This is a genomic window from Micropruina sp., assembly GCF_027492755.1.
Lineage (GTDB): Bacteria > Actinomycetota > Actinomycetes > Propionibacteriales > Propionibacteriaceae > Micropruina.
This window is the reverse complement of sequence record NZ_JAPUED010000006.1, coordinates 1-2,823: the sequence shown is the minus strand read 5'-3', so window position 1 is coordinate 2,823 and position 2,823 is coordinate 1. Positions and strand designations below refer to the sequence as shown.

Here is a 2,823-nt window from a genome sequence, read left to right as displayed (position 1 = left end):
GGGTCGCCGGTCGAGAGGGTGGCGACCGGACCGGCGCCGGATGCGTAGAGTGGGGCGTCCACACCCATCAAGAACCGAGGATTGATCGTGTCGCTACCCGATGCCGCGGGGCATTACGACATCTTCGGGGGCAAGTACGTCCCCGAGGCGCTGTACGCCGCACTCGCCCAACTGGAGGCTGAGTTCGACAAGGCGATGGGTGACGAGACCTTCTGGCGCGAGTTGGACGATCTGCGCCGCAACTATTCCGGACGCCCCACCCCGCTCACCGAGGCGAAACGGTTCGCCGAGCATTGCGGCAACGCGATCGTGCTGCTCAAGCGCGAAGACCTGAACCACACCGGTTCGCACAAGATCAACAACGTGCTGGGCCAGGCGCTGCTGACCAAGCGGATGGGCAAGACCCGGGTGATCGCCGAGACCGGCGCCGGGCAGCATGGTGTCGCCACCGCGACCGCCGCCGCCCTGCTCGGCCTGGAGTGCCGGGTCTACATGGGCAAGGTCGACACCGACCGGCAAGCGCTCAACGTGGCCCGCATGCAGCTGCTGGGCGCCGAGGTGATCGCCGTCGAATCCGGTAGCCAGACGCTGAAAGACGCGATGAACGACGCCATGCGCGACTGGGTCGCCAGCGTCGACGACACCCACTACCTGATCGGCACGGTGGCCGGCCCGCACCCGTTCCCGAAGATGGTCCGCGAACTGCAACGGGTGATCTCCACCGAGGCCAAGGCCCAGGTCCTCGAACGGTACGGACGGCTGCCCGACGCCGTCACCGCCTGTGTCGGCGGCGGCTCGAACGCGATGGGCATGTTCGCCGACTTCATCGACGATCCGACGGTCGCGCTGTACGGGTTCGAGGCCGGCGGCGACGGCGTGGAGACCGGACGGCACGCGTCCGCGATCTTCGGCGGCTCGGTGGGCGTGCTGCACGGCATGCGCACCTACATTCTGCAGAACGAGGACGGCCAGACCCTGGAGTCGCATTCGATCTCGGCCGGCCTGGACTACCCGGGCGTCGGCCCGGAGCACTCGTGGCTCGCCAAGACCGGACGGGCGACCTACGAGCCGGTGACCGACACCGAGGCCATGGAGGCCTTCAAGCTGCTCACCCAGACCGAGGGCATCATGCCGGCCATCGAGTCCGCGCACGCCCTGGCCGGGACGATCCGGCTGGGCCAGCGGGTCGCCGCCAAGTACCCCGACGCCCAGCCGATCATCGTGGTCTGCGTGTCGGGTCGTGGCGACAAGGACGTGGACACGGCGATCAAGTGGTTCGGACTGGACGGCTCGGCGAACGCCAGCGTGGGAGGGGAACAGTGAGCGCGGGCATCTCCGGGCGGACCTTTCAGGCCGCCGCCGAACAGGGCCGCAAGGCACTGGTCGCCTACTACCCGGTCGGTTTCCCCGACGTCCCCGGCTCACTGGACGTGCTGCGCACCCTGTGCGGCGAGGGCGACCAGCCCGGCGCCGACCTGATCGAGATCGGCCTGCCGTACTCCGATCCGGTGATGGACGGGGTGGTGATCCAGCGGGCCGGAACCCGGGCGCTGGCCCGTGGCGTCCGGACCCGCGACGTATTCACGGCTGTCGAGACGGTGGCGAGCACCGGCACCACCCCGGTGGTGATGACCTACTGGAACCTGGTCGACCGCTACGGCGTGGACGCCTTCGCCCGCGACCTGGCGGCCGCCGGGGGAGCGGGGCTGATCACCCCCGACCTGGTGCCGGACGAGGCTTCCGACTGGTTCGAGGCGTCCGACGCGCACGGTTTGGACCGCATCTTCCTGGTCTCGCCGTCGTCCACCGATGAACGGATCGTGGCCACCGCGAACGCCTGCCGGGGCTGGATGTACGCCACCGCGGTGATGGGGGTCACCGGCACCAGGACGGCCTCCTCCTCGGCGGCCCCCGAGTTGGTTTCCCGGATCCGCGCCCTCGCCCCGGACACGCTGGTCGGCGTCGGACTCGGCGTCTCCAACGGCGACCAGGCTGCTGACGTGGCCACCTTCGCGGACGGGGTGATCGTGGGCTCCGCCTTCATCAAGCCGGCACTGGCCGCCGACGACGCCGGGACCCCGGGCGACCTCAGCGGCATCCGTGCCGTGCTCACCGACCTGGCGGCCGGCGTCCGGCGATGAAGCGGCTGGCACGGCTGGTCGTCGCCGGCATCGCCGCGGTCGCTCTGGCGGCCTGCGGCGGGCCGGCGGCGGTCGTCCGTCCGGTGGGTAGCCCGACCGCGACGCTCTACGGCGGCGCCGAGCTGACCGAGCCGTACACCATGCCGGACGCCACCCTCACCGACTCGACGGGGCAGAAGTTCGCGCTGCGCACCGGCAGTGACAAGCCGGTGGTGGTGGTGTTCTTCGGCTACACGAACTGCCCCGACATCTGCAAGACCACACTGTCCGACCTGGCCAGCGCGCTGAACCGGGTCAGTCCCGAGACTCGCGGCAAGATCCAGGTGCTGCTGATCACCACCGACCCGGCCCGCGACACCCCCGAGGTGCTGAAGGCCTACCTGGCCCGGTTCGACCCGACCTTCATCGGGCTGACCGGCTCGCTGGACGAGATCAAGAAGATCGCCGCCACCATGGGCGTGGTCATCGAGGGCACCACCAAAACCCCGGACGGCGGCTACGAGGTCACCCACTCCACTCAGGTGATCGGTTTCGATCAGGCCCGCAAGGGCCGCCTGGTCTGGACCCAGGGCACCTCCATCGGTACCTACAAGGACGACTTCGACCGATTCGCCGCGACCCAGGGCTGAGCGCCGGAGCCGGTCGAGGTCGTCCGAACCTCGAACATCGGGGGACGGTTCTT

Annotated in this window: 3 protein-coding genes; all 3 read left to right on the top strand. The window is 69.6% G+C overall.

Annotation, left to right across the window (positions count from 1 at the left end):
* The first annotated feature begins 66 nt into the window (after nt 1–66).
* From trpB to Q0066_RS00375, 3 genes are read left to right on the top strand one after another with little or no spacing between them, the layout of a single operon-like run.
* On the top strand, nt 67–1,323 hold the full coding sequence (gene trpB / locus Q0066_RS00385; RefSeq protein ID WP_298128925.1) for a tryptophan synthase subunit beta: 1,257 nt from the start codon (nt 67–69) through the stop codon (nt 1,321–1,323).
* Entirely contained in the window at nt 1,320–2,141 is an 822-nt protein-coding gene (trpA, locus tag Q0066_RS00380; protein WP_298128920.1) for a tryptophan synthase subunit alpha, read from the top strand. The genes trpB and trpA overlap by 4 nt, the downstream gene beginning before the upstream one ends.
* Nucleotides 2,138–2,770: an SCO family protein gene (locus Q0066_RS00375; RefSeq protein ID WP_298128917.1), complete on the top strand. Its 633-nt coding sequence runs from the start codon at nt 2,138–2,140 to the stop codon at nt 2,768–2,770. Before trpA ends, Q0066_RS00375 begins: the two co-directional genes overlap by 4 nt.
* Nucleotides 2,771–2,823 lie beyond the last annotated feature (53 nt).

Coding starts and splice junctions, on each gene's coding strand:
- Q0066_RS00375 (WP_298128917.1), top strand. CDS start 2,138: ATGAAGCGGCTGGCACGGCTGGTCGTCGCCGGCATCGCCGCGGTCGCT.